The 21,462-nt window shown below is 38.3% G+C and carries 18 protein-coding genes and 4 tRNA genes; 9 read left to right on the top strand and 13 right to left on the bottom strand.

The annotated features are described in order from the left end of the window. Nucleotides 1–155: 155 nt before the first annotated feature. Both MSG66_RS10910 and MSG66_RS10905 read left to right on the top strand, forming a co-directional pair. Nucleotides 156–869, top strand: a complete 714-nt coding sequence (locus MSG66_RS10910) for a DUF3108 domain-containing protein (RefSeq protein ID WP_202743269.1) — start codon at nucleotides 156–158, stop codon at nucleotides 867–869. A 72-nt stretch (nucleotides 870–941) separates the two neighbouring features. Continuing rightward, the gene (locus tag MSG66_RS10905) at nucleotides 942–1,517 is read left to right on the top strand and encodes a xanthine phosphoribosyltransferase (RefSeq protein WP_324654129.1); all 576 of its coding nucleotides are present in this window, start codon (nucleotides 942–944) and stop codon (nucleotides 1,515–1,517) included. A 48-nt stretch (nucleotides 1,518–1,565) separates the two neighbouring features. On the opposite strand, the gene wrbA is transcribed toward MSG66_RS10905, so the two are convergent. Continuing rightward, complete coding sequence (gene wrbA, locus MSG66_RS10900; RefSeq protein WP_324654140.1) at nucleotides 1,566–2,174, bottom strand: NAD(P)H:quinone oxidoreductase; 609 nt, start codon at nucleotides 2,172–2,174, stop codon at nucleotides 1,566–1,568. A gap of 368 nt (nucleotides 2,175–2,542) precedes the next feature. On the opposite strand from wrbA, the gene MSG66_RS10895 reads away from it, so the two are divergent. Next, nucleotides 2,543–3,790: a YihY family inner membrane protein gene (locus tag MSG66_RS10895; RefSeq protein ID WP_133971674.1), complete on the top strand. Its 1,248-nt coding sequence runs from the start codon at nucleotides 2,543–2,545 to the stop codon at nucleotides 3,788–3,790. 109 nt (nucleotides 3,791–3,899) lie between these two features. On the opposite strand, the gene MSG66_RS10890 is transcribed toward MSG66_RS10895, so the two are convergent. Continuing rightward, a complete protein-coding gene (locus MSG66_RS10890; RefSeq protein ID WP_324654128.1) occupies nucleotides 3,900–4,541 on the bottom strand; it encodes a fumarylacetoacetate hydrolase family protein in 642 nt (213 codons plus the stop codon). A gap of 39 nt (nucleotides 4,542–4,580) precedes the next feature. Further along, nucleotides 4,581–5,078 (bottom strand): YcxB family protein, encoded by a 498-nt coding sequence (locus MSG66_RS10885; RefSeq protein ID WP_324654127.1) that lies wholly within the window; start codon nucleotides 5,076–5,078, stop codon nucleotides 4,581–4,583. Between the two features lie 220 nt (nucleotides 5,079–5,298). Here MSG66_RS10885 and MSG66_RS10880 point away from each other — a divergent pair, with 220 nt between their 5' ends. Further along, on the top strand, nucleotides 5,299–5,991 hold the full coding sequence (locus tag MSG66_RS10880; RefSeq protein ID WP_133971668.1) for a nitroreductase family protein: 693 nt from the start codon (nucleotides 5,299–5,301) through the stop codon (nucleotides 5,989–5,991). Between the two features lie 115 nt (nucleotides 5,992–6,106). Here the strand turns inward: MSG66_RS10880 and MSG66_RS10875 are convergent. Next, a tRNA-Arg gene (locus MSG66_RS10875) sits at nucleotides 6,107–6,183 on the bottom strand. Between the two features lie 580 nt (nucleotides 6,184–6,763). Here MSG66_RS10875 and MSG66_RS10870 point away from each other — a divergent pair. Continuing rightward, nucleotides 6,764–8,950: a hypothetical protein gene (locus MSG66_RS10870; protein WP_324654126.1), complete on the top strand. Its 2,187-nt coding sequence runs from the start codon at nucleotides 6,764–6,766 to the stop codon at nucleotides 8,948–8,950. 69 nt (nucleotides 8,951–9,019) lie between these two features. Here MSG66_RS10870 and MSG66_RS10865 read toward each other — a convergent pair whose 3' ends face one another. From MSG66_RS10865 to MSG66_RS10850, 4 genes are all read right to left on the bottom strand, one after another. Beyond that, a complete protein-coding gene (locus MSG66_RS10865; protein WP_133971666.1) occupies nucleotides 9,020–9,613 on the bottom strand; it encodes an HAD-IB family hydrolase in 594 nt (197 codons plus the stop codon). 107 nt (nucleotides 9,614–9,720) lie between these two features. Beyond that, nucleotides 9,721–9,797 (bottom strand) — tRNA-Arg (locus MSG66_RS10860). A 39-nt stretch (nucleotides 9,798–9,836) separates the two neighbouring features. Further along, nucleotides 9,837–9,913: transfer RNA gene (locus MSG66_RS10855), tRNA-Arg, on the bottom strand. A gap of 9 nt (nucleotides 9,914–9,922) precedes the next feature. Beyond that, a tRNA-Ser gene (locus tag MSG66_RS10850) sits at nucleotides 9,923–10,013 on the bottom strand. A gap of 261 nt (nucleotides 10,014–10,274) precedes the next feature. Here MSG66_RS10850 and rnr point away from each other — a divergent pair. The 4 genes from rnr (at nucleotide 10,275) to MSG66_RS10830 (ending at nucleotide 15,566) form a co-directional block, all read left to right on the top strand. Next, the gene (gene rnr, locus MSG66_RS10845) at nucleotides 10,275–12,689 is read left to right on the top strand and encodes a ribonuclease R (protein ID WP_324654125.1); all 2,415 of its coding nucleotides are present in this window, start codon (nucleotides 10,275–10,277) and stop codon (nucleotides 12,687–12,689) included. A 135-nt stretch (nucleotides 12,690–12,824) separates the two neighbouring features. After that, complete coding sequence (locus MSG66_RS10840) at nucleotides 12,825–14,879, top strand: M3 family metallopeptidase (protein ID WP_324654124.1); 2,055 nt, start codon at nucleotides 12,825–12,827, stop codon at nucleotides 14,877–14,879. A gap of 40 nt (nucleotides 14,880–14,919) precedes the next feature. Continuing rightward, on the top strand, nucleotides 14,920–15,129 hold the full coding sequence (locus MSG66_RS10835; RefSeq protein WP_004639498.1) for a YheV family putative zinc ribbon protein: 210 nt from the start codon (nucleotides 14,920–14,922) through the stop codon (nucleotides 15,127–15,129). A gap of 11 nt (nucleotides 15,130–15,140) precedes the next feature. Continuing rightward, nucleotides 15,141–15,566 (top strand): hypothetical protein, encoded by a 426-nt coding sequence (locus MSG66_RS10830; protein ID WP_324654123.1) that lies wholly within the window; start codon nucleotides 15,141–15,143, stop codon nucleotides 15,564–15,566. A gap of 164 nt (nucleotides 15,567–15,730) precedes the next feature. Here MSG66_RS10830 and MSG66_RS10825 read toward each other — a convergent pair whose 3' ends face one another. The 5 genes from MSG66_RS10825 to MSG66_RS10805 all read right to left on the bottom strand — a co-directional run bounded on the left by MSG66_RS10825 (nucleotide 15,731) and on the right by MSG66_RS10805 (nucleotide 21,289). Beyond that, nucleotides 15,731–17,941: a TRAP transporter large permease subunit gene (locus tag MSG66_RS10825; RefSeq protein ID WP_262473537.1), complete on the bottom strand. Its 2,211-nt coding sequence runs from the start codon at nucleotides 17,939–17,941 to the stop codon at nucleotides 15,731–15,733. 178 nt (nucleotides 17,942–18,119) lie between these two features. Further along, nucleotides 18,120–18,695, bottom strand: a complete 576-nt coding sequence (gene rrtA, locus MSG66_RS10820) for a rhombosortase (protein WP_324654122.1) — start codon at nucleotides 18,693–18,695, stop codon at nucleotides 18,120–18,122. A gap of 82 nt (nucleotides 18,696–18,777) precedes the next feature. Next, a complete protein-coding gene (locus MSG66_RS10815) occupies nucleotides 18,778–19,866 on the bottom strand; it encodes a hypothetical protein (RefSeq protein ID WP_324654121.1) in 1,089 nt (362 codons plus the stop codon). Nucleotides 19,867–20,635: 769 nt separating this feature from the next. Then, nucleotides 20,636–21,025: a hypothetical protein gene (locus MSG66_RS10810; protein ID WP_262473532.1), complete on the bottom strand. Its 390-nt coding sequence runs from the start codon at nucleotides 21,023–21,025 to the stop codon at nucleotides 20,636–20,638. A 6-nt stretch (nucleotides 21,026–21,031) separates the two neighbouring features. Then, nucleotides 21,032–21,289 (bottom strand): succinate dehydrogenase assembly factor 2, encoded by a 258-nt coding sequence (locus tag MSG66_RS10805; protein WP_202743282.1) that lies wholly within the window; start codon nucleotides 21,287–21,289, stop codon nucleotides 21,032–21,034. Between the last annotated feature and the right edge of the window lie 173 nt (nucleotides 21,290–21,462).

Here is a 21,462-nt window from a genome sequence, read left to right as displayed (position 1 = left end):
TGTGATAAATAAAAATGAATTAACTGCCAAAAAACACAAATAGATTACACATTTAGCATAAATCCTGATTTTTTCTCCATGATCAACAGGCATAATATATTTAAGTTATAGATGCATCAGCACTGACTTTTCAGTCTGTACAAGGATATTTACTTATGGCAACAAAATTTCTGAAATCGTTTGGCATCGCAACAGGTATTTCAACAACTTTGCTTTTCGCAGGTTTCTCAAGCCATGCACTCGCCATGAGCCCATTTCAGGCAAATTATCAGTTTATTTATAATAATAAAGGTATGGGTTCGGCGACACGTGCCTTAAGCCAGCAAGGTAATAATTGGACTTATAAATTTACTGCAAAAGCAGGTGGAATTGCTTCTGCAAGTGAAACCAGTAAATTTAGTTTTGCTAATGGTAAAATTGGTTCTCAAAGTTTTAGCCGTACCAGCAAAATTTTGATTCATAACAACACTATGAATATTAACTTTAATCCAAACAGCAAAACTATTTCTACCAAGAAAGATGATAAAGCTCGTTCATTCGCTTGGCAGACTGGCGTACTTGACGAGTTAAATGCAGAATTACAACTTCGTGAAGACCTAAAAAATGGTTCACTTAAAACCTCTTATCCACTTGCCGATGCAAAAGAAGTTGAAAATCGTCGCTTTGTAAAACAAGGCAATGAAAAAATTAAAACATCTTATGGAACATTCGATACCATTAAAGTCGTTTTACAACACAGCAAGCCTGAACGCAGTACTGTCTTTTGGTTAGCCCCAAAACTAGATTATTTACCAGTTAAAGTCAGCCATATTGATGGTAAAACTTCTTATGGCCTGTTATTAACAAGTTATACAGGTAAGACGAATTAAAGCTTGCATTTTTTCGGATGCTTTTTAAAATACGCATTTGCTTTAAAAAGCATCCGTCTAGAGGATTCTCCCGTGCACGCACTAGAACAGAAAATCTTAACAGAAGGTATCGTTCTATCTGATCAAGTCTTGAAAGTCGACGCTTTCTTAAACCACCAAATTGATCCTGTACTCATGCAGCAGATTGGTAAAGAATTTGCCGCTCGCTTTAAAGATGCAGGGATTACCAAGATTATTACCATTGAAGCATCAGGTATTGCACCTGCAATCATGGCAGGTTTGGAACTTGGTGTACCTGTAATTTTCGCTCGTAAATATCAGTCATTGACATTAAAAGATGACTTATATCGCTCTAAGGTGTTTAGTTTTACTAAACAAACTGAAAGTACGATTGCGATTTCAAACAAACATCTTCATTCAACTGATAAAGCATTAGTTATTGATGACTTCTTGGCGAATGGTCAAGCAGCATTAGGACTAATTGATTTAATTCACCAAGCCAATGCAGAAGTTGTTGGTGTAGGTATTGTGATTGAAAAATCATTCCAACCGGGCCGTGATTTATTGCTTGAAAAAGGCTATCGTGTTGAATCATTAGCACGCGTTCATTCTCTTACAGATGGCCAAGTTATCTTTGTAAAAGAATAAGATTTATAAATAAAAAAAGAGCGGACATCCGCTCTTTTTTTTAACTGTTTAAAGTGAAACTACAAGCTTCTTAACAACCTCACCTAGGCGTTTACCTTGTGCTTCACACAAAATCTTTTCATCCTGACTTAAGTTCTGGTCATGGCGGGGTCCGCTTACATGACTTGCCCCATACGGTGTTCCACCTGTTTTAGTATTAGATAAAGCTGGAATTGCATTTGGTAATCCCAGAATCATCATGCCGTGATGAAATAACGGCGGTAACATCGTGAGTAAAGTACTCTCCTGCCCACCATGCATCGATCCAGAAGAAGTAAAAACACAAGCAGGTTTATTATGTAATGCTCCATTGAGCCAAAGACTAGTCGTTTGGTCCCAAAAATATTTCATTTCACTTGCCATATTACCGAAGCGAGTTGGGGAACCTAATGCCAGACCCGCACAATTCGCTAGATCATCTAACGTACAGTAGATATCGCCTTCTGCCGGAATGCTTGGTTCAGCGATTGTGACGACTGGAGCAATATTTGGCACTGTCCGAATTTTCACTGACATACCCGCAGACTCAACACCATTGGCAATTAAATGTGCCATTTCTTTTGTAGAGCCATATTTACTGTAATAGAGTACAAGAATGTAAGGTTGCATCGGTTGCATCGGTTTCATAAATTTTGTTAAAAAGAACACTATACGGTATTTTTTATTTTTTTGGCGAAACCAATCTTATGAAATTCTAGAGGTGATTGATTACGTAGCATGAAAGGTAACACGAGCAAATTTCTCAAATTCGTTGAGTAAAAGATTCACCGACTTTTGATGAATCTATGCCCAAACAACAGAAAGCCAACTTTTTTAAAAAGATTAGGGCTACAATTTTTTCTATAGCGCATAGTAAACTTACAGAACGACTTTAATTCTATAAGTTATTCTTTTGCTTTAATCTACGATTTGAGTTCTTAAGCTCATACTTTGATAAGCTATTAATCGCCCCACATGATGATTAAAAAAATCGGGATAGACGACGCATGTTACAACGTTTTTTAAGTAAGCTTCCTTTTTATAATAAAACCTGGTTTCAGTTCGTTTTATATGTATTTAAACGTTTTGAAGCTGATCGGTGCCGCGAACAAGCTGGTTCTCTCACCTATACAACACTATTCGCAGTTGTACCGATGTTAACGGTTTTTTTAGTTATTATTTCTTCAATTAAAGCGTTAGAACCTGCAAGACAACAGCTCCAACATTTGATCTATAGTAATTTTTTACCTAAAAGTACTATTGCATTTGATAAAGCCTTGAATGCTTTTACAGAAAAATCCAGTAACCTCACCGTTATTGGTGTGCTGTTTTTATTCGTGACTACCGTTTTAATGCTCACGTCAATTGAAACAGTTTTTAATCGTATTTGGCGTGTAAAAGAAACTCGTAGCGGCATTATGGGTTTTATGCGTTACTGGACGATCATCTCTTTAGGTCCGATTATTTTAGGAAGTGCATTCGTCATTTCCTCGACGGTCGCTTCCATGAACATTCTCAGCAATAATTTTGCAGGATATCAACTTGATGGATCATTCATACTCTGGCTGATTTCGTTTCTATTGACCATTGTTGGCTTTTTTATTTTGTATTGGACTATTCCGAATCGAACAGTTCCAGTTTATGCAGCTGGTATAGCGGCCTGCTTAAGTGCTGTACTTTTTGAAATACTCAAAAACTTATTTAGCTTTGTAATGTCAAATTTCACCAGTTATGAACTGATCTATGGCGCATTTGCAGCAGTGCCTATTTTCCTGTTATGGATATTTCTCTCATGGAATATTATTTTACTAGGAGTAGAAGTCAGCTTTGCTTTAACTGCTTTTCATTCAGGTAAAGAGCAAAAACGACACCCTGTGCTCATGTTATTAGATATTCTTGAATTGTTTTATAAAAAGCAAAAACTGGGTGAAAGTGTAAGTGATAAAGAAGCCTTAGAAATTTTAGGCCGAGGAGAAGTTGGGCGCTGGCCCTCTTATGTACTTCTACTTGAAGAGCAAAATTTGATTAAGCGTACAGATAAAGATGAATATGTTTTAGTTCGCAATTTGTCTCAAGTCGACTTCTGGAGCTTTTTTACGGCTCTTCCATATCCACTCCCTTTACGCCAAGATGTCCAAAATGTGCATGATGACGATGAATGGATGGAAAAAATTGGCCCAGCTTTAGTTGAGTCTAATGACTATCTAGCTGCAAAACTTTCTATCCCCCTCTCCACAATTCTTGAAGAAAAATAAGTAGGCAGCAGCTTCTCATTTAATTAGCTGCACTCTAATGTTTAGCTCATAAAAAAACCCTATTATTGAAAAATAATAGGGTTAAAAATATCTAGCGGCGCAAATGAAATTACGCTTTTACAAAAGTTTCCCAGACAAAATCTTGTGTTGCACCCTTTAATGTCATTTTCAACTGATCACCCGAGTGTAATGGTCCAACACCCGCAGGTGAGCCTGTCATAATCACATCACCCGGCTCTAATGAAAAAACCTGATTAATATCAGTTAACAGATTACCAATAGTAAACATTAATAGTTCAGTATTCCCATCTTGACGTAACTCATCATTAATATGGAACGTGAATTTAGTCTCTTGCCAATCTGTAATTTCTTTTGTATCTACCCAGTCAGCCAAAACACAAGCACCATCAAAAGCTTTTGCACGCTCCCATGGGTGACCTTTAGTTTTCAGATCATTCTGTAAATCACGCATTGTTAAATCAAGACCTAAAGTCACTGCACCAATCGCTTTTAATACCTTTGCAGGGTCTGTTTCACCTTTTAAAGGCTGGTCAATACGTAAAACTAATTCACACTCAAAATGACAACTGCCCCAAGCTGGATTCCAAGAAATACCGTCATTTAAACCAATCAAGCTACTAGGTGGTTTAATAAATAATATAGGTCTATCAGGCATAGCATTATTTAATTCTTTGACATGATCGGCATAACTTCTGCCTACGCAAACGATTTTTGAAGGACGTGTATTCATGAGGCTTCCTTGGTTGTTGCGGCTGATAATTCCAATAATTTATTTCTTAAATGTATTTTCAAATATAGTTTGATCTGAAACCTGTGCAAATGCTCGCTTTGGCACAATAATTACAGTTTTATTTTTTAGCTCAAGCATGTAAGTCAGCTTGCCTTTAGCAAAGGTTTGCACATCTGAATATTGCATCACTTGTTTACGACCGCTGGCATAAAGCTCAAAATAATCTTGATAGAGGTCAATGCCCTGCTCGCTCTTTCCAAACTTGTAACGGACAAATTGACGCTTAAATAACATCGGTAAAAGCCAATAACGCATCAGCCCTTGCATCACCAGAAAAAAAATACCTAGCCCAACATAATATCGACCAACCCCAGAGAAACCTAAATAAAGTCCCCAAATAATAATTGCGATACTAATCGCAGGTGTTAGAAAACGGGTAAATTGTTTTTTCCCAAATGTCACTAATGAAAATCCATCTTGTGACTCTTCTAAATTCAAATAGTAACGTAAAGATAAAGCTGTTTTTTGCTCGGTCATTGCACTGCATCGATACTCAATAAATCGGAACTATTAGAGCATATTCATTTCAGCTTTAAAATGAATCAAAGGCTATTTTTTGTTTTGCTCAAAAGTAGCCTTAGTAGCGAGATTAAAATATTTTCGTTGCATATATGGAACGTAGATTCATATTTATTGGGCTTATTTCACTTTTTAAAATTTCTACAATAAGAGCATCACCTTCTTAGTGGAATGTCTCATGTCTTTTTTTGCAAAATTATTTGGCTTAAATCAAAAAGCAACTGTCTCAAAAGATGTGGTTATCCAAACCACTCAAGAGACGAATCTTCCCAATGAAACAAGCTTTTTAGAATTAATTAAAAAACGCCGTTCTATTTATTCAATAGGAAAAAACTTAAAACACTCTCCTACTGAAATTGAAAAACTAATTCAAGAGGCTGTAAAACATAGCCCATCTGCTTTTAACTCCCAATCTTCTCGCGTTGTAGTTTTATTTGATCAATCACACCAAAATTTCTGGAATATAGTTTTAGATGTATTAAAAACTATTATTCCGGCAGAGGCCCTAACTGGAACTAAACAGAAAATTCAAAGTTTTGCGGCAGGCGCAGGCACAGTTTTATTTTTTGAAGATCAAGATGTGATTAAAGGTCTACAAGAGCAATTCGAGCTATATGCCGATAACTTTCCAATCTGGTCTGAGCATTCAACAGCAATTGCACAATTTGCAGTATGGAACGTACTGGCTGAACAAGGCATTGGTGCTTCATTGCAACACTATAATCCAATCATTGATGAGAAAATTAATGCTGCTTTCAATGTTCCTACGCATTGGAAATTAAGAGCTCAATTAGTATTTGGTTCAATCGAAGGCGAAGCAGGCGAAAAAGCTTTTATTGAAGATGAACATCGCTTTAAAACATTTGGTTAATCTTTCCCCCTTTAATTCTTTTCAAAGCTGGTTGCGATAAGCGGCCAGTTTTTTATTAAAAAGCATAAAATTTAGGTACAAAAAAACCGCTATATATAGCGGTTAATTCTTCAAGTGGTGCGCTCAGAGAGATTCGAACTCCCGACCCCTTAGTTCGTAGCCAAGTGCTCTATCCAGCTGAGCTATGAGCGCGTACTTGATGTTGCGCATTATACGCAGTTTTTAAAGCTTAGGAAGCCTTTTTTCATCTTTCTGTCATCAACCGTCTAGTTCTTAGCCAGCGCTCTAGTTTATACAAAATAGTACCTAAAATTATTGAGGTTTTTCTCACTTAAGATGTATTTGAAATATTTTTTTTCAAATAAGTTTTATAGTTTTTTTGAAGTATTTGGCCATACAACTACAAGTTAAAGGCGACTATTTTAGTCAACATTATAGAAATAAAATATTTATAGTTGAGCTTTAACATTATAAACCTAAGTAAAATTTACCTCATATAATGCTTCAATTAAGTGAAAATATAAGTAAAAACACAAGCAATCAAAAAAATATTATATAAAAATTATTATTATTTTTACGTCTAAATGCAATGAATTACTATGTGTTTAAATATTATTTAATATTAAAAAATGTGACTAAAAATACACATTGACAGCTTTTGAGATCTATCCAATACTAAATTCCAATTATTGAGATACGCATCTCATTAATTATGTAGCGCAATAAATAATACTTACTTAAAAATACATAATTATATAGGAAATAGACCAACATGTTCTTACTAAAAACTCTTGTTTCTTCGATATCAAATATTACTCAAGACTTAGGTAATATTATATCGGTGAACACTAACGTAACTGGTGGATCTTCGGTTGATGGTCACATATCAACCTCTGGCCTACTTTCAGACACTCTATCTACAGTAACAAATACTATTACAACAACCACAACTGGCCTTGTTTCCGATGCTATTGGTACGGTTACGGGTAGTATCGGTTCTACAAGCCCTGTTGACACTGTCACTAATATTATTGGTGGCGTAACGGGTGGTATTGATCTTGGAACCTCACCAATCGCTCCTGTTATTGATGTTGTTCAAGGTGGTATCGATATTCTTCAAGGTGTAGAAAGCCTAAAAACTGAAATTATTAACACAGGTATTGAAACTGTGGCCGATGCTATTATCGACGCCCTTCCTCAAACTGAGCACCCAGTTTCTGATATTGCAGACTTAGGTACATTAACTTTTGAAACTTCTCGCGACACAGTAAATGGCGCTCTTGAAGTTGTTTCTGATTTGGTTGGTGGCGACATCCAAGGTGCAACTGAATCTGCTACTGGTATTGTTGATACGCTTATCACCAACGGTACGACTGCTACAGGTATTGTGACTGGTGTTGTTGGAAGTGTTACAGATGTTGTTGGTGGCGTAACTGGCGGTGTTGATGGTAACCCGCTTGAAGTGATTACCGACATTATCGGCGGCGTAACCGGCGGTGTTGACGGCAACCCACTTGAAGTCGTGACTGACCTTATCGGTGGCGTAACCGGCGGCGTTGGTGGTAACCCTCTTGAAGTCGTGACTGACATTATCGGCGGTGTAACGGGTGGTATCGGTGGCGGCACATCACCAATCTCTCCAGTAATTGATGTCGTTCAAGGTGGTATCGATATTCTTCAGGGCGTAGAAAGCTTAAAAACTGAAATTATTAATACAGGTATCGATACTGTTGCCGACACAATCATTGGCATCCTTCCACAAACTGAACATCCTGTTTCAGACCTAGCAGATCTTGGTACATTAACTTTCGAAACTTCTCGCGACACAGTAAACGGCGCACTTGAAACTGTTTCTGATTTAGTCGGTGGCGATATTCAAGGCGCAACTGAATCTGCTACTGGCATTCTCGACACACTTATCACCAACGGTACAAATGCAACAGGAATTGTCAATAATATTATCGGCGGTGTAACCAGTGGTGATAGTCCTCTTGGCGTAGTAACCGATATTATTGGCGGGGTAACTGGTGGCGTTGGTGGTAATCCGCTTGAAGTGATTACTGACATTATTGGTGGCGTAACTGGCGGTGTTGACGGTAATCCGCTTGAAGTGATTACTGACATTATTGGTGGCGTGACTGGCGGTGTGGACGGCAACCCACTTGAAGTGATCACTGATATCATAGGTGGCGTAACTGGTGGTGTGGACGGCAACCCACTTGAAGTGATTACTGGCATCATCGGTGGCGTAACTGGCGGTATCGGTGGTGGAACGTCTCCAATCTCTCCAGTGATTGACGTAGTTCAAGGCGGTATTGATATTCTTCAAGGTGTCGAAAGCTTAAAAACTGAAATTATCAACACTGGTATTGACACAGTTGCTGACACAATTATCGGTATCCTTCCACAAGTAGAGCATCCTGTTTCTGAAATTGCAGACCTCGGTACGTTAACTTTCGAGACTTCTCGCGACACAGTAAATGGTGCTCTTGAAGTGGTTTCTGATTTAGTCGGTGGTGATATTCAAGGCGCAACTGAATCAGCGACTGGCATTCTGGGTACACTTATTACTAATGGCTCTACTGCAACAGGCTTATTAACAGAAATCCTTGGCGGAGTGACAGGAACTATTGGTGGCGCAACTGGTAGCGTTGGTGGTGATAGCCCTCTTGGTGTAGTAACTGATCTTCTTGGTAGTTTAACGGGAGGAGTTACCGGCGGTGTGGGTGGCGACAACCCTATTGGTATCGTAACGGATATCGTGGGTAGCTTAACTGGTGGGGTAACTGGTCAAGGTGGCTTAGATGTCATTTCTAATTTACTTGGTGGATTAACTGGCGGCAGTTTACTCGGTGGAGTAACTTCTACGGTATCTAGCGTAACCAATACAACACACACTATCGTACCTCAGTCATTACTTACTGATAACTTCTTAGATAATTCTTTCCATACTGTTTAATATCATCAAAAGAAAGCCACTTATAAAAGTGGCTTTCTGCTTTAATATAGTTCTAAATATTAATTAATACTAATCAATCTCTTGCCATCTATAATATTTTTTATGTGCTAACTCTAGCATTGCATAATCATTAGGCGTATCACCATAAGCATAAATTGTAGAATATTGGGCTAAATCATATTTATTTTTTATTCTATTTACTTTTTCTAAATAACCACAATCACCATCAATAAAATGACCTGTTAAAATACCATTATGTATTTCAAGTTGATTGCATATAACATCTAAACCTAAAGAATGGCACCAACTTTCTAAATAAACGCCTAATGATGCAGATACAACAACAATCTGATCACCTTGCTGTTTGTGCCAGAGAATACGCTCCAGAGCATTTTCACGGACACATGTAGGAAGCACCTTTTTAGCAAACTCTTGTCCCCTATCTTTTAGGGAGTTCGCGTCATAGCCTACATACCCTACTTGGCAGAGCTTAGTTCGAATAGTTTTATCTGTTACCCAACCAAGCTTATAGCCGGCTATATACGGCGCAAGTCGAATACCACCGACTATTTGAGTTTTTCTGTTCAATGAAAATTTAAGAAATAAGCTGAATGTGTCGTTGTGAGTGATGGTGCCATCAAAATCAAATAAAGCTAGATTCATTTATGATTATCTCTAATATAATTAAAAAGTTATAAATTTAGATTTTATTAAAATTACTAAAAAATAAGCACAAAAAAACCGCTATAAAAGCGGTTAATTCTTCAAGTTGGTGCGCTCAGAGAGATTCGAACTCCCGACCCCTTAGTTCGTAGCCAAGTGCTCTATCCAGCTGAGCTATGAGCGCGTAACTTGTGTGCCTTTCAGCGATTCGTTCTATTTTACTTGGTGCGCTCAGAGAGATTCGAACTCCCGACCCCTTAGTTCGTAGCCAAGTGCTCTATCCAGCTGAGCTATGAGCGCATTAAGTAATGGCGGTGAGAGAGGGATTCGAACCCTCGATACCAGTAATAGGTATGCTTCCTTAGCAGGGAAGTGATTTCAGCCACTCATCCACCTCACCGGAACGAGCCGCCATAATACAAACTAAAACCACATTGATCAAGTCATCATACTGAAATTTTCTTGTTTTTTAGTTCAATGAATTACTTTTTAAGCAATTTATTCATTATTTTCGTCTTTTTCGATCAAACGCTTGTTAAGATAGATATTATTTCTTCATCAAAATATTGTAGTGCATAACACATTATTGCAAACCTAAACGTGCAGTTCGGGTCTGCATGGCTTATGCTAAACTTATCTGCCAAGCGTGAAACAAAACGACATGACAAAAAACTGGGCTGACCCTGAAGCGAAAGCTGAAGCTGAACGTTATGACAACCCTATTCCAAGCCGTACTCTCATTTTAGATACATTGGAGCAGGTACAAACACCACAATCTCATGCAGAGCTTGTCGATCATTTTAATATTCATGACCAAAAAAGTATCGAAGCGTTAAGTCATCGTTTAAGTGCTATGGTTCGTGACGGTCAAATCATGAAAGACGGTTTTAAATTTCAGTTGGTGGCAGATCAACCAACATATGAAGCAACCGTTTATATTAATAGTAAAGGTTTAGGTACAGCACATATTGATGGTCAAACTGACCTTCTACTTCCTGAACGTGAATTACGTTTAGTGTTTAATGGTGATCGCGTTAGAGTGCGCCAGACTTCGGTAGACCGTAAAGGTAAACCTTGGGGCTTTATTACAGAAGTTCTACAGCACCGTGTAAAACAAATGATTGGTAAATTGTCAGTTCATGATGGCGAATATTTTATTCAACCCAACAATCCTAATCAGCATCAGCCTATTCCATTAGAAAAAGAGTTGGTTAAACACGCTGAAGCGAATGTTGGCGATATGCTACGTGTTGCAATTGATAGTTATCCGACCCGTGAAGAATTTGCTACAGCTCATATTATTCAGTCTATGGCGGACAAAGCTGATACAGAAATTATCATTCCACAAACCATTCTTGAATTTGGTTTGCCATATGAGTTTCCAGATCAGGTATTAAAAGAAGCAGAAAGTTTTAAAGAGCCATCTGCTCAAGACCGTGAAGGTCGTGTTGACTTAAGAGATTTAGCATTAGTTACGATTGATGGTGAAGACGCGCGCGATTTCGACGATGCAGTTTATGCAGAAAAACGTCCGGGTGGCGGCTATCGTGTTGTGGTGGCAATTGCAGATGTAAGCCATTATGTTCGTTTGGACTCAGCACTTAATGAAGAAGCTGAGGAACGTGGTACTTCTGTCTACTTTCCTCACTTTGTTTTACCAATGCTACCTGAAGCTTTATCGAATGGCTTGTGCTCTTTGAATCCGCATGTAGACCGTTTATGTATGGTCTGTGACCTAAAACTCTCGCGCACTGGACGTGTAACTGGCTATGAGTTTTATCCATCAGTCATGCACTCAAAAGCGCGTTTGACCTATACACAAGTAGCGCAATATTTTGACGGAACAACAGATGCAATTCCAAAAGATCGCGATGTTCATAAATCATTAAATACGCTTTTCCAGCTTTATCAAATTTTGAAGAACTTACGTGCCGACCGTCATGCAATGGAATTTGAGACCATTGAAACTTACATGACTTTTGATGAGTTGGGTGGAATTAAAGAAATTCTGCCACGTACCCGCAATGAAGCACATAAGCTTATTGAAGAGTGCATGCTACTTGCTAACGTAGCTGCAGCTGAATATGCATTAGAAAATGATATTCCAATGTTGTATCGCGTGCATGAGGCACCTGAGTTCTCACGTATCCAAAAAGTAAAAGACTTTGTGAAATTGTTGGGTCTACCCTTCCCAGACCAGCCAACTCAAGCAGACTATCAAAGAGTCATCGAAGCAACTAAAGATCGTGTAGATGCGCCAAGTATTCATGCCGTTTTATTACGTTCGATGATGCAAGCTTATTATGGTGCCAAAAATGCAGGACACTATGGCTTGGCCTATGAAGCATATACTCATTTTACTTCGCCAATCCGTCGCTATCCAGATCTATTGTTACACCGTGCCATTAAAGCTCATCTAAAACACAAACCTTCTCCACTCTCTGGCGCTGCACTAGATGATGCTGGTGAACATTTCTCTAAAACAGAGCGCCGCGCTGATGAAGCATCTCGTAGCGTAACGACTTGGTTGAAATGTCATTATATGCAACAGCATTTAGGTGAAGAATTTATTGGTATTGTGAGTGCCGTAACTGAGTTTGGTTTATTTGTCACGCTTAAAGACTTATATGTCGATGGCATGATTCATATTAGCCAACTCGGTGATGACTTCTTTATTTATGATCAAGCCAGCCAAAATCTGGTAGGCCAAAATAGAGGTCAAGTTTTTGGTTTAGGCGATGAAGTGAAAATTCAGGTTGCTGGTGTAAATCTTGAAGAACGTAAGATTGACTTCCAGCTTATTAATCAAGTGACACATGCAGGCCGAGTAGTTCGTAGCCGAGCTCCACGCACAACCAAAACTTCCCCACAAGCAACTGAAGAAGTTTTCAGCAAACCAACAAGTAGTGATGGCGAAAAGCCTGTTCAAAAAAAGAAAGAAAAAGCCAAGCCAAGCTCTTACACAAAGAAATCTGGTAAAAAAACTTCAGTAAAAGCTGAGAGTAAACCAGAAAAAGTAAAGAAAAAGGCCAAGCCGAAAAAGAAAAAAGCGAACGCCAAATCGAAGGCTGAATAACTCAAAAAATGATAGTACTCACTTAAAATTAAGCCCCCAATGTGGGGCTTAATTCTTCTTATAACGTTTATTTTGCAAATTAAACTTGATTTCCTACCTGACAAGACCTACATCTAATACTATGTTTAAAAAATAATGTGGCTAACAGCAATGACTTTACAGCAAGCGACTTTACCAACTCCGCGTTTTGATCAAATTCAATTAGAAAGTTTAAAACAAGACATACAGCAAGCAATTCAAGCTGGACAAGAGTTTTTAAATACCCTTACAGCCGCACCTACAGACACAGCTCAACAACTTGCAGTACTTGAGCAAATTGATACGCTTGAAAATAATTTGAGTGAGTCATGGGGTATCCTGTCACATTTAAATGCTGTGATGAACAATGCTGAAACCCGAGAAGTCTATCAATCGTTATTACCTGCCTTAAGCGAATACTATACTCAGCTTGGTCAACATACGGCGCTCTATCAAACTTATCAGCATCTCAATGATGGTCAGGGCTATACGTCTCTTAGTCCAGCCCAACAAAGTGCTATTCGTCTTGCTTTACGTGATTTTAAACTTTCTGGTGTGGCTTTAGAGGGCGAAGAGAAAAAACGCTATGCAGATATTTCTGCTCGTCTTTCACAGCTTTCCTCTGACTTTTCTAATCATGTACTTGATGCGACACAAGCTTATTTTAAACCCCTTACAGAAGCTGAGCTAAAAGGTCTTCCAGAAAGTAATATTGAGCTATTAAAACAGTATGGTAAACAACGTGAACTCGACCAAGCTGTAGCAACTCTGGACTTTCCCGCTTACTTTGCAATCATGACCTATGCAAATGACCGTTCATTGCGTGAAGAGCTTTACAGAGCCTATGTCACTCGTGCATCTGATCAGTCCGAACAAACTGAGTTTGATAACAGCAAAATTATGGAAGAAATTTTGAGCCTTCGTCAGGAAATGGCGAAATTACTCGGTTTCAATAACTATGCTGAATATTCTCTTGCAAGCAAGATGGCGCCAGATGTTAAAACAGTTCATGAGTTTTTAGTTGATCTCGCCGAGCATGCCCGTGCTCCTGCACTTCAAGAAGTTACTGAACTTCGAGATATTGCCAAACAAGATGGTGTTGATGAACTTCAACCTTGGGATAGCACTTATTATTCTGAAAAGCTTAAACAACAACAATTCAACTTATCTCAAGAAGCATTAAAGCCTTACTTCCCTGCACCTAAAATCATTCAGGGATTATTCCAGATCGTGCAGCGCTTATATGGTATTAACATCATCGAACGACAAGCACCTGTCTGGCACCCAGATGCACGTTATTTTGAATTAGAAGACCAAGGCCAAGTGATTGGTGGATTCTTCTTTGACATCTATGCACGTACAGGCAAACGTGGTGGTGCATGGATGAACGGGTTCCGCTCACGCATGCAAACTGTTCACGGTCTACAAAAACCAATTTGCTATATGGTCTGTAACTTCACTCCTCCAGTAGGTGATCAGCCTGCTTTACTCACCCATGATGAAGTCATTACCTTATTCCATGAGTTTGGACATGGCTTACATCATATGTTAACCGAAGTAGATAATATTTCGGTTGCAGGCACTCACGGCGTTGCTTGGGATGCTGTCGAGCTGCCAAGCCAGTTCATGGAATTCTGGTCTTGGGATAAAGAAAGTCTGGATGTATTAAGTGAGCATATTGAGAGTAAACAAACCTTACCGCAAGAATTGCTTGATGCTTTACTAAATGCTCGTTTTTTCCAGTCTGGCATGCAAACTCTACGTCAGCTTGAATTTGCATTATTTGATTTAACAATTCACACCAAAACACCAGCACTGAACAGTGAGCAAATTCAGCAGACTTTAAACGAAATACGTAGCCAATATGCTGTCGTTCCTACTGTCGGATACAACCGTTTCCAACACAGTTTTAGTCATATTTTTGCTGGTGGTTATGCGGCTGGCTATTACTCTTACAAATGGGCAGAAGTATTAGCGAGTGATGCATTCGATCGTTTTGAACACGAAGGTATTTTCAACACTCAAACAGGTAAAGAATTCCGTCAGGCTATTTTAGCTGTAGGTGGTAAAGATACTGCTCTTGAAGCATTTGTTAGTTTCCGTGGTCGTGAACCAAAAATTGATGCATTGTTACGTCATCAAGGTTGGACGAATGACAGCAAAACCGCTTAAACTATAGGCCTAAATTGATCGTGTGGTTAGGGTGATAAAGATGAAAAAACGTTTCATTGCTGGGGCTAAATGTCCAAAATGTGAAGCAACCGATCGGATTGTCATGCTAACCACCGCTGAAGACGAATGGATTGAATGTATCGAATGCGGTTATAGCGAAAATCGTCCGACTCATATTGATGAGCCTGAAGCACCCGCTGTACCTGATGAAGTTGGAGTAATACAGTTCAAGCCTCGTCGTCCTGACTAAAGGTCTTAGAGATGCCACTACAAAGAAAACAAAACTCAAAACTATTGTGGATTTTAATTGGGGGCTTAAGCATTCTTGTAGTGCTTTTTTTAGCTGCGCAATGGTTTTTCAAAAAAACCGAGTCATCCGCACCAATGGTTGATCCTCAACCTGTTTCGACACCTGCACCTGCTAAAACCACTGATCCATCATCAGGTTCCGAACCAGTAGCAGAAGCTGCAAGTTCCCAACAACTGGTGAATGAAGATGTGCTTAAACAGCCTGTACCTGCTCAAGAGTCTTTAGCTAAAGAAGAAGTGTCTAAACTCGATGACATCCATAGCCAGCTAAAAGATCAGGAAGCAACTTTAAAAGCTCAGCATGCTGATGCTGATCAATTAACTAAACTCAAAGAAGAACAAGTTAAATTGCTTGAAGCTCAACTCAAACAGCAATAGTTTTTCAATTGGAACTTAAAAAAGCTAAAGTTATCTATCTTTAGCTTTTTTATTCTAATTAAAATAATTCCAGTCATCTTTTTTCCTAAATTTACTAAAGTCTCTTACTAAAAAAGCCCTCCATTTAGGAAGGCTTTTTCACATTATATGAATTCCAATCTAACTTATTGATACCAACCAAACAACTTAAAGAAGTATGGAATGTAAGCAATAATTAACATTGCAGGTATCATGACCATCAATGGTAAAACCCATCGCTCGAAGCGGTAGAAGAACGATTTATGACGAACTTCTGCATCTGCTTCAGATACTTCATCGTCGCCAATTGCTTGCCTCGCCAATAAGTGGTTTAAAGCAACTGGAGGAGTAATATAACCAAGCTCAAAACCAATTAATGCGATCATCCAGAAATGTACAGGATCAATTCCGTATTTATATGCTACGGGGGCTACGGTTGCTGAAATTAAAATAACAGCACCAAATGGATCCATGATCATCCCAACAAATACCATCAGAATCACAATTAAGGAGATCACAACAAATAGACTACTAATATCTGTTGGGAAAGCCTCCATAATTTCGATTCGTTCCAAGAATCCACCCACACTTACAGACAATGCCATTAGAATAACTAATGCACCAATATGCCCAACAGTTTCACTTGTAGCTGTGTGTAAAGCTGATCGGAAAGACACTCTACGTTCAGGATTACGTGGATCATCTATAGGCTTTACTTGAGGTACAGGCTGAGAACCATCGGCTGGAGCAGTATAAACATTAAGAGTACTATCCCAATGTCCAACTGGTGCTAATGGAGCAGGTTCTCTACGTAACTTATCAAATAACACCATTAATAATAAGATTACAGGCATCATAACTGGTGCTGTAAACTCATTTAAATCTGTTGCCAAGGCATGTTTATAAAACAACCAAATTAAAATGAAAATTACGATATACGGCGATACTGGAACAAATGCACGTAACGAATTTGGAAACGCAACTTTTACAGGTGCGATCCGGAACTTTTGCTCAGCAAAGAATAAAGAAATTATTAAAAATAAAGTTGAAGATAATAAGAAAGTATATATACCATAATGATATAGCATATCAGTTGTAACTTCTTTATTTAAAGATGCGACAACAACAATCAATAAACACGGGCGTAATACGACTCCTAATGAACCAGACATAGCCGTTGCTGCTAGAGCAAACTGACGACGTCCACCCGCATTCCAGACTTCTTTATAAATAATTGCACCTGCCGCAATAACAAAAATACCTGACGCACCTGTATAAGCTGTCGGTAATGCCGCTGCAATCAAAATTAACCAAGTCAACGTTTCTGGAGCAAGATTCCATGGTCGAAGAATATTTAAAAATAAATCAACGATGCGTGTCTGTTTAAGTAACATCCCTGCCCAAATAAAAAGAGCAAGGTTTAGGAAGATACTTGAAAACTCAACCAACTGACCAAGGTAAATCCCTTGTCCCATTGGGTAATCCATAAAGAAGGTAAATGCCACACCAGTGATAATCGCCATATAAGCATATAAAGGAATACTTAAAAAAGCTAAACCGATATTCCCCCCCTCTTTTGTTGGTGTAGGAGACTTAATTAGTTTAAATAAACTAATTAAAGTTAAAATACCGAATAAGATAATCCAAAGCCAATAAATAACTTGCAGCTCTAAAGTAACAGGTACACCAGACCCTGTTACTGAGCGATATTGACTAATTGTTGAAGATGTTAACAAACCATTCGCAAGTAACATTGCAATTGAATAAACACGAAAGTCTATTCTGGTAGCGGGACTTCTTAAACCAATATGATGTGTCTTTAATGTAGCTGTTATTGCAGCTAACACGACCATAACAACCAAAAGCATCGCTCTGTTCTCTGTACCAAATTTAAAGAGACCAAAAAACGATGTTTCCACAGTTCTATATGTACGAATACTCGGATGTGCATCCATATAAGTAATCGCTTTATCATAAAACTGATATTTCTCGTCACATTGCTGCTGAGCTGCGAGTAGTGATGCACGGACATCACTTTCCGATGCAGCACCAAAGAAGCTCGCGAAGTCATCAGATGCATTCGCTTTCATTTGTTCTTTTACTTGAGCATCGATATTTGGATGTCGATCACAAGTCGGCTTTTCAGGTTCGGCACGCAAAAATGAATATTGCATACCTACCGCAGGGTCACCATAAAGACGCTCCCCGATACGTAATAATTGCCCGTGGATCATTTCCCCAGTACCAATGATTAGAGTCATTAATAGCAGAGTGAGGATGACAAATGTTGAGATCCATTCGTTCCAGATATAACCCAACAGACCTAATCCAGATCTTTTTTCTTGATATTCTTGCATAAATATTCCAATTTTGTTCTCTCAAAAACCTGAAAACAGGAGCTTGAGTCATGCAATTTTCTTGGTCAGGGGGTTAATTCCATCCCCCTTCTACCAATCCCTTTATTCAACGATCAAATTTGCATCAAACTTTATTAATAAAGAATGACTAAAATCACTTTTTTAACAGTTTGTATTGTCAATATTTCTTTTTTAATCTTTGAGCAAGCCAATAGCAGCCACCAAAGATTGCACCACCAATTGCTCCATATAAGTGAGCTTCAGTTAAAACCGGACTCCCTATTAACTGGGCAGTTCCTGTTTGCCCAAAGGTATTTTCCCATATCAGTTTTGCAATAATTAATCCTAAAACCAGAAAAGCAAAATTCCGTTCTTTACGATATTGCAAGTAAACTAAAGCAACTGCTGTATAGAGCCCATGTAAAACACCAGACAAACCAGCATATGCCTCGATATAAGGTAAATAAAAATAGAAAACCAAACTAATGAACGGTGGCAAAAGAAAAAGCAGACTTAAAAGATGCCACGCTTTGGTATGCGGGAAGATAAACGGTAAACAGGCGAATGCCATCATATTTAAAAGGAAATGAATCCACCCAACGTGTACACAATGTCCAGTCCATAAACGCCAGAATTCACCAAGTAAACTTTCGCGCCAATAAATAAAGGTATCAGGAAATACTTGTAGACAGGCAGACACAGAAATGCACACTGCGACCAAAAGCACTTTATGATTCAGTACATGATCCTTCATGGCACACTCCTTGAAATTAAACTTCTTGCTACTATTGTAAAACTTAACAACAGTCTCGCAAGAAGTTAACCTTTCAAATATTTTACTGCGCTGCTGGTGGAGCAGATGAGTCTGCAGGAGCTTCAGATGCGGCCCCTCCATTAAACAATTCATCTAACTCTGCTGCACCTTCATTCTTATCATCCCAGAAATGTGACATACCATCATCTCCGGTACGCACACCAGTATGCTCTGTCCAGTAACGGTCAGAAATACCACGTATAATCAGACCTGCCATACTATCGATTAACTTAAAGTTCGGATTGACAGGCTTATCATCAGCTTGAGATGCCGCATATAATCTTAATGCATCACGGATTTTTGCATCATCACCACTTGCTTGGGCAGCTACCGCATACAAAGCATGAGACAAGCGAACACCTTTTTGTTCACCAATTTGTACTGATTGTTTTAACGTTTGATATGGGTCAGGTTTCCCTTCATCTGCCCCTGGTAATAAAGTCCAGATCACAGCACGTGTTGCATTAGGTGCGCCCCAGAATTTTTCATTATCTAGACAGACCATGCCACGCTCTACAATAGCAGCAATATCTTTTGGAACATTGACTGCACCACCAGAGTTAATGTCATTGGTTACAGCCTGAAGGCCACTAATCATTCCAAGTAAATAAACAGTTTGATCAGTATCACTGCGCATGGTTGGGCAAGAATCACCTAAATGATATTTATATTTAGATTCCCAACGATCAGCAAACAACTTATAGCCCGTATATTGACGCTCAGCAGCAATGGCTGCCCAACGTTTCTGGGCAATACGAGCATCTTGAGCTTCGGTTACTTGACCTGCTTTTGATGCACGTAAATAACGTAATTCCTGTTCTAACGCTTGGTTCTCTGCACATACACCTGATGCGGCATACATTAATACAGCAACACGCGTTGGATCTGCACCCATACCTTTAGTAGACATGATTGCAGGTGTTAATGCACTACCAGTATTACAAACCATTTCAGCATCTTGCATTGCTAGAATAGGCGGAACGACGTGCTTTTCCGTAAAACCTAAAGCAACATTTGCTCCGGTTTTCACGACGTATGAACAACCTGATAAAACTGAAGCTGCTAGAAAACTCAACGCCAAACCTTGGCTTATTTTTTGGACTTTAGACATCTTCCTGTCCTCTATGTAATTTGTTTTTTCCTTTTCAGATGTACATTAGCAGATGCATATCTTGAATAAAAGAGTAATTACTCTAATTGTAGCTCTTATACTTTGACACACTTCACAGTAGATAAAATTGACAGTTTTTTCAGAAAACAGAAATTTTAGGCAAAAAAAAGTAGCATTGCGACGGTTCAGCACATGCTACTTATTAACTGAGATAAGCTTTTAACGGCTTATATTATTTTTGTTCTAGATAATCCTTAAGTAAAGTTCCTGCTCTTCCTACTACCACAGCCATAAGCACTGTAATTAACAGAAACATCCACATTGAAATCTCCATGAGAGACCTCCTTACTACAATCGCACCCAGTTATAAACTGAACACTTGATGGAATTAATCGACTAACCAATTTAATAATTGACTGATCGACGACCTTGCATCCTCTGTCTCTTAACTCTGTTAAAATTAACTTTGCTAAGATGTTCCCTGAGTAAAGTTCCTGCTCTTCCGATCACCACTGCCAAAATGATGGCAATGACCAAGAACGACCATGTTGGCATCTCCATTTTGAGACCTCCGACACACTTTACGTTGGTGTTTGTACTTTAACCGATGGAATAAAGACTCATCGTTGAAATTGTCAGACAATCATATTTCTCTGTCTTTTTTCTAACTTTTAACTAGACAATCTAAAATTTAAGAAAAAATATATTAATTAAGTTTTTGTTTTTAATAATTTTTATATAAATATACAAATGTAGAATTGTCTAACAATTAATAAACTTTCTGTAAGACTTTTAATTTTTTCCAATGCTGCAAAGGAAGTTGATCAAACCAAATAATGGCTACTTTCATAGGGGCCCCCTCAAAATAAATAACCATAAATAACTGATAATTAATTATTTTAGTGATTTCTACACGGGAAATCATCTTTTGCGAAGAGTATGCAACTGACCACGATTTTTGGTCTAAATATGCAATTTGAGAAATTCGTGATTTTTTCAAAAAAAATAGAAAACTAATAGACAAAAGAATGAGAGCAATCAACCACCAAATTGGTGATAACAATTGATAAAGTAGGATTGCTAAACTCAAGCCAATAAAAAGCTGAAATATTATCGAGAAACGACTATATTTCAGCTCAAAATTCAATTCTTTTATCAAAACAGTTTAGCCATGTACATACTGTTTTAATTTATAAATAAATTCACGTAATTCTGTGCGTGGAGGTTCAGAAACTTCCATGAACCAATCTAATAAATCCGGATCTTCTTGTTCAACTAATTCTGCAAATAAAACCTTCTCTGCTGGATCTGCTTTTAGATAATAGTTTTTTACATAAGGGTCAAAATAGACGTCAATTTCTTTTAAGCCGCGGCGTGCTCGATAAATTACTTTACGTTCTTCCAAGGTCATTTCGTCAGACATTTATTTCCCCACCTGCATTGATAGTGCGCTTAGTTTACCTGATCACATTCCAAAGATCGCTAAAAATATCAAATTGACCAAATTTATCATCTTGTGCTCATAATTGAGCATTCATCACATTGTTACGCAAGGAATGCTTACGTATGTTTAGATTCATAACATCACGCCTAAAC

The organism is Acinetobacter sp. IK31 (assembly GCF_035615195.1).
In the GTDB taxonomy this organism is placed as follows: domain Bacteria; phylum Pseudomonadota; class Gammaproteobacteria; order Pseudomonadales; family Moraxellaceae; genus Acinetobacter; species Acinetobacter calcoaceticus_C.
Note: the sequence above shows the minus strand (reverse complement) of the source record. Positions and strands in the feature narration are given on the sequence as shown.